Genomic DNA, 6,435 nt, shown 5'->3' with positions numbered 1-6,435 from the left:
AAAGAAGGCAAATGTGGCGAAGCTAAATGTGGCGCAGATGCAAAAGCTAAAAAAGAAGGCAAATGTGGCGAAGCTAAAAGTGGCGTAGATGCAAAAGCCAAAAAAGAAGGCAAGTGCGGTGAAGGTAAGTGTGGCGGTCATTAAAATTTATTAAAGTAGAATAACTTTACTTCAGGTTAAATACTTTAATACCATATAGAATAAAGGGCCGGTTGGCCCTTTTTGTTGGGAGTGGTTATGACACAAATTATAAATACTGACTTAGGTATGGTTGGTTTAGGCTTACGCAGAGAAATGCTTGACGAGTTACTAATGCATGTACCTAAACAAGTCGATTTTATGGAAGTTGCTCCAGAAAATTGGCTGAAATTAGGTGGGCGTTTTAAAAAACAATTTAAAGCATTAACCAGTGCTAATAGTTTTGCTTGTCATGGCTTATCGCTCTCAATTGGCTCAACTGCGCCAATTGATATTGAATTTGTAAAATCACTAAAAAAGTTTTTTGATGAACATGATGTAAAAATTTACAGCGAGCACTTAAGTTACTGCTCTGGCACTGGGCATATGTACGATTTAATGCCTATTCCGTTTACTTTAGAAGCGATTGCTCATGTAGTGCCGCGTATCAAACAAGTACAAGATATATTAGGGCGCCAAATTGCTATAGAAAATGTGTCTTATTACGCAGCCCCAGGGCAGAAAATGTCAGAGCTGGCGTTTACTAATGCTATTTTAGAGCAAGCTGATTGTAAGCTGTTACTCGATGTGAATAATATTTATGTGAACTCAGTAAACCATGGTTATGACGCCGAAGCCTTTTTAACCGGATTACCTACACAGCGCATTGCTTACGGCCATGTAGCTGGGCATTACAATGAAGCAGATGATCTAATTGTAGATACTCATGGTGCAGATGTAATTGACCCAGTTTGGCAGTTACTCGATAAAGCGTACCAAACTCACGGTGTATTTTCGACGTTGCTCGAGCGAGATTTTAATATACCGACCATTAATGTATTAACCAAAGAGCTAGATATTATTCATAACCTGCAAGCAAAATACCTTGATAAATCATTAATCAAACAGCGAGCTTAATAAGCATGTCTGAACCTAGAGTGCCTGCAAAAGGAGTATTTAGTTATGAGCTTTATTGAAATACAAAACGAATTTATGGCGCATATTCGCAAACCCAGCCAAAATAAAAAGCCGCAAGGGATTGAAGATAGACGCATGGCGATTTACCGCGATTTATTTTTTAATAATATTGTTGGGTTTATTTCGTCAGGTTTTCCGGTGTTAAAAACCTTATACAGCGATAAACAATGGCAAATGCTTATTCGCCGATTTTTTAGTGAATATGATTGTCACTCACCGTATTTTTTAGATATAGCAGGGGAGTTCATTAATTATTTATCAAGTAATTATGAGATGCAAAAATATGATCCGCCATTTATGCTCGAGCTTGCCCATTATGAATGGATTGAATTAGATGTAGCTATTACACAGCAGGCTGAAAATGAGCAACTCATAGCGTCTGATCAGGTTGCTTCTGCGCGTTTGTACTTATCAAGTACTGCACGTAATTTAAGTTACCAATTTGCGGTGCAAACAATAAGTACACAGTTTCAGCCGCAACAACCATCAGCACAGCCAAATTATTTTGTTGTATATCGCGATGGCGATGATGAAGTTCAATTTTTAACAACTAATGCTATGACAGCCTTGTTATTATCGATTATAAGTGAGCATGATGGTTTGATACTCGATACTATTTGCGAGCAAGTAACCCGCCATGCTGTGCAGTTTAGCGCTGCACAAATTGCCCAAGGCGCACTTGTTACTTTACGTGCCATGGCTGAGCTTGGGATTATAGTGACAAAAAATCAAGCTTAAGCTCTTTATAGATTATTTTACATCGTTTATTATGACGCCCTTATGTGTCGTGCTTAATAAAAGGTTGTAAAAATGTCAGATGATAAAGAATTTAAAGATCCGTTCAATGCAGCGTACTTTTTTGGCTTCGTAGCTATATTTGTAGGTATTGGTTGCTTAAATGCAATTGTTGGCTGGTTTGCTGTGTTATCTTAATTATTTATCTCAAGGCTGTTGTTACCAACAGCCTTATTTATAAAACTTCCCCTCGACTGAAACGGTTAAAACACCTTTTATAATAACGTCAAACTCGCAATCAAAGGTCACTTAAGGTTATAATCAGCTGCTTTGTAATATAAACCATTGAGCAGTTAAAATTATGACTCAAGTAACACCAGCAATTATCAAAAACAGCATAACTACTATTGCTGATTACCCTAAAACGGGCATTATGTTTCGCGATGTAACTACACTAATGGCAAACCCAGATGCATTTAAAGCGACTATCGATGCTTTTATTGCTGCATATAAAGATCAGGGCTTTACCAAAATTATTGGTACTGAATCACGAGGTTTTATTTTTGGTGCACCCTTGTCTTATGCTTTGGGTATTCCATTTATTCCAGTGCGTAAGCCTGGCAAACTGCCGCGTGAAGTTGTTCGTCAAGACTACCTACTTGAATATGGCGAAGACACATTAGAACTGCATGTAGATGCTATCGTTCCAGGTGACAAAGTATTGCTTGTGGATGACTTACTAGCAACCGGTGGTACTATTGAAGCAACCATTAAATTAGTGCAAAAATTAGGTGGCGAAGCCACTGATGCAGCATTTGTTGTTTCATTACCAGAGCTTGGTGGTGAAAAGCGTATCGCAAAAATGGGTATTAAAATCCTAAAATTGGTTGAATTCGAAGGCGAGTAATCGATGAGTTATCAGGTTCTAGCGAGAAAATGGCGTCCACAAACCTTTCATGAATTGGTTGGACAGTCTCATGTTAAACAAGCGCTGGTTAATGCGCTAACGCAAAATAGACTGCACCACGCTTATTTATTCACTGGAACCCGAGGTGTGGGTAAAACCACAATAGCGCGTATTTTTGCTAAAAGCTTAAATTGTGATGAAGGCATTTCGGCAAATCCGTGTGGTCAATGTAGTAGCTGTAAAGATATAGAAGCAGGACGTTACATTGACCTACTCGAAATAGATGCAGCTTCGCGCACTAAAGTAGAAGATACTCGCGAAATACTCGATAACGTACAATACGCGCCTACACGGGGCCGTTATAAAGTATACCTAATCGATGAAGTTCACATGCTTTCTAAGCACAGCTTTAATGCGTTACTAAAAACGTTGGAAGAGCCGCCTGAGCACGTGAAATTTTTACTTGCGACTACCGATCCACAAAAGCTACCTGTCACTATATTATCTCGCTGCTTACAATTTAACTTAAATGCGTTATCGCAAAGTGAAATAAAAACTCAGCTTGAACACGTACTGACGCATGAAAAACTGAACTTTGACGACGATGCTTTGCGTATTATTGCCAAAGCCGCAGACGGTAGTATGCGAGATGCACTTAGCTTAACCGATCAAGCTATAGCGCAAACTAATGGTGATATTAACAACCAAGCTGTACAAACTATGCTTGGTTTAATGGACACCCATTATAGCCAAAGTTTACTAGCCGCGTTACTTGCCCAAGATGGCGCAGCGCTAATGAAAGAAGTAGCTAATGTTGCTAGCAGAAATCCTAATTATGTGGCCTTACTAGATGATTTAATTGCATTAACGCATTTGACACAGTTAAGCCAATTAGTGCCTGAAGCTGCCGCCCTTGATGAAACAAATGCCGATTACATCACGCATGTTGCTCAAAATACAAATCCACAGCAAATTCAAATTTACTATCAGCTCCTGTTAAACGGTAAAAAAGATCTACAATGGGCGCCAGAGCCTCGTTTAGGCTTTGAAATGATTATGCTGAGGCTGTTAGCGTTTCAACCAATTGATACACAAAGTCAGCAACCAGTAGCTGTAAATACACAGCCGCTGCAAAGTAATACGACAAAGGCCAGTGCCTTACGTGATATTTTAAATAAAAGTAAACCGCTACCAAGCACAGCTCAAATTAATGATACAACGCAACCACAAATTATTGAGCCAAAACCAGCTGAGGTCGCTAAGCTATCAGAGCCGCAAAACGTAGCGCCCGATCCACTTAATAATAACTCTAGTACAACGCAGCAGGTTTCAACTGCGGTACCAGCAGTTGAGCAAGCAGTAGAGCCAACAATTGTGTCGGCTATGCCAAATGAAGCGGCGAGTGAGCAATTAGTAACTCAGCAACATCAGCATACAAATGACGTTACTGACGAGCAAGCCCAGCGTCAAAGCGAAGATGAAGCCTACTTACAGCAAAGTAATTTAGAGCACTCATTAGCTGCACAGTTTGATGATGTTATTAGTAGTGCGGTTGATCAAGGGTTTAACCCTGCAACAAATACGGCAGCGCAAGCTCAGCAAAGCCAAGCAACAGACACCTCAATTAGCGAACAAGAAGCGCGAGCGCAATCTGCTATTGCACGTATTTTAAGAGATAGAAATATATCGGGTGCGGGTAAGCTCTCAAATGCAAAAGAGACGGAGCAGCAAAATACAGCAAATTTAAGCTCTGCTAACACTCGCCCGAGTCGTTTTACAGCTAATAGCAGTAACAGCAATGAGCAAAATGTTACAACAAATAGCGATGCAATTAATCACAGTAGAGCTAACAATAATGCGCAGCAAACACACGCAGATAATCCGCCGCCGTGGCCTAATGATTTCGCAGGTGAGAGCGAAAAAAAGCCACAGCTCCCACTAGCGGGGAGCCAAAACAAGGCAGCAAGCCAAGCTCAGTTTGAGTCAAAGCCTGAGCGAAAAATAGACTTTAAAGCAAAGCACCAAACAATTACCGAAAATTTAGCCCCTGAGTTACTTGAGCAAATTAACCCGCAAAAAGTACCCGAAGTTGTTGTAGCGCAGCCTAGCATTCCAGCGCCTGATGATTTTCAGAGCCCAATAAGCGAAATTCGCTTTGCGCATCAGCAAGACGAGTGGGCATATTTAATTAAACGCATGGGATTAGGCGGGCGTATGCGCCAGTTTGCGTTGCACTCTATTTTTACTAAGCAAGGCAATAATTTGCATATAGATGTTGATGAATCACAAAAACATTTAGATACGCCCATGCTACGCCAAAGACTTGATGCGGCGTTATCCAGTATTTATGAGCACAATGTAACACTGAGTATTAATTTTGCTAAAGGGGTGATTGATTCGCCTTACTTAATTCAGCAAAAAATTGATGCAGGTCGTCATCAGCAAGCAATAGATGTGATCACCTCAGACGATAATATAGTACAATTTCAGCAGCTATTTAGCGCCGAAATTGACGAAAACAGCATTCAGGCATTGTAATTTATTACAACAGCCCTTATTTAGTAACCTAGTTAATGTATTAAAAAAGAAAGAGAGAAAGTTATGTTTAAAGGTGGAATGGGTAACATGATGAAGCAGGCGCAGCAAATGCAAGATCGCATGCAAAAAGCCCAAGACGAAATTGCAACATTAGAAGTTGTAGGCGAAGCCGGTGCCGGTTTAGTTAAAGTAACTATGCTAGGTAATCACAACGTTCGTCGCGTAGAGCTTGATGAGAGCTTAATGCAAGACGACAAAGACATGATTGAAGACTTACTTGCAGCAGCATGTAACGATGCTGTTCGCCGTGTAGCAGACGAAACACAAGAGCGTATGGGCAAAGTAACTGGCGGTATGCAATTACCACCAGGTATGAAAATGCCGTTTTAAGCCTATATGCAACTTTCAGCTAGTTTAACTCAGCTTATAGAAGCATTGCGTTGTCAGCCGGGCATTGGCCCTAAGTCAGCGCAACGTATTGCTTTTCACTTGCTAGAGCGCGACCGTAAAGGGGGCACTCAACTTGGTAATGCATTGACAAAAGCTATGACGGCGGTTGGTCATTGTGAGTCATGTCGCACCTTTTGCGAGCAGTCGCAGTGCGACATTTGTTTAAGTACTAAACGCCAAGACAGCGGCATATTATGTGTTGTTGAATCGCCAAGCGACGTACTTGCTATAGAGCAAACGGGTCAATATTTAGGGTTGTACTTTGTATTAATGGGGCATTTATCGCCTATTGATGGTATTGGCCCTAAAGAAATTGGCCTAGATGTTTTAGAGACAAAGCTGGCTCAAAGCGGTATAAATGAGGTGATTTTAGCAACCAACCCTACGGTTGAAGGCGAAACCACCGCACATTATATTGCCCAGCTTTGTCATAAATACAAAGTAGGTGCCTCGCGTATTGCCCATGGCATACCGGTAGGTGGTGAGCTTGACTTAGTCGACGGGACAACGTTAATGCATGCCTTTAGTGGCAGACGAGCGGTAACACAAGACTGAACTAGCACGGCTATTTGAATAACTAAATCAGCCCACATAACTTATGTTGTGTGGGCTGATTAATTTTCGCTTTAATTAATAGCATTATAACCGCG

At 40.8% G+C, this 6,435-nt stretch carries 7 protein-coding genes; all 7 read left to right on the top strand.

The features are described from left to right. Positions 1–267: 267 nt before the first annotated feature. The 7 genes from J5X91_RS03295 to recR all read left to right on the top strand — a co-directional run bounded on the left by J5X91_RS03295 (position 268) and on the right by recR (position 6,340). Positions 268–1,095: a DUF692 domain-containing protein gene (locus J5X91_RS03295; RefSeq protein WP_089368945.1), complete on the top strand. Its 828-nt coding sequence runs from the start codon at positions 268–270 to the stop codon at positions 1,093–1,095. Positions 1,096–1,140: 45 nt separating this feature from the next. Next, the gene (locus tag J5X91_RS03290; RefSeq protein ID WP_011327882.1) at positions 1,141–1,893 is read left to right on the top strand and encodes a putative DNA-binding domain-containing protein; all 753 of its coding nucleotides are present in this window, start codon (positions 1,141–1,143) and stop codon (positions 1,891–1,893) included. A 72-nt stretch (positions 1,894–1,965) separates the two neighbouring features. Further along, a complete protein-coding gene (locus J5X91_RS18150) occupies positions 1,966–2,088 on the top strand; it encodes a hypothetical protein (RefSeq protein WP_011327883.1) in 123 nt (40 codons plus the stop codon). A 163-nt stretch (positions 2,089–2,251) separates the two neighbouring features. Further along, entirely contained in the window at positions 2,252–2,797 is a 546-nt protein-coding gene (apt, locus tag J5X91_RS03285; protein ID WP_208834057.1) for an adenine phosphoribosyltransferase, read from the top strand. A gap of 3 nt (positions 2,798–2,800) precedes the next feature. Then, a complete protein-coding gene (gene dnaX, locus J5X91_RS03280; RefSeq protein WP_208834056.1) occupies positions 2,801–5,335 on the top strand; it encodes a DNA polymerase III subunit gamma/tau in 2,535 nt (844 codons plus the stop codon). Between the two features lie 63 nt (positions 5,336–5,398). Continuing rightward, positions 5,399–5,725, top strand: coding sequence for a YbaB/EbfC family nucleoid-associated protein (locus J5X91_RS03275; RefSeq protein ID WP_011327886.1), 327 nt, complete (start codon positions 5,399–5,401; stop codon positions 5,723–5,725). A gap of 6 nt (positions 5,726–5,731) precedes the next feature. Next, positions 5,732–6,340, top strand: a complete 609-nt coding sequence (gene recR / locus J5X91_RS03270) for a recombination mediator RecR (RefSeq protein WP_182679204.1) — start codon at positions 5,732–5,734, stop codon at positions 6,338–6,340. Positions 6,341–6,435 lie beyond the last annotated feature (95 nt).

This window comes from Pseudoalteromonas sp. K222D (genome assembly GCF_017653575.1).
Classification (GTDB): Bacteria; Pseudomonadota; Gammaproteobacteria; order Enterobacterales; family Alteromonadaceae; genus Pseudoalteromonas; species Pseudoalteromonas nigrifaciens.
This window is presented reverse-complemented; position numbering and strand designations above follow the sequence as displayed.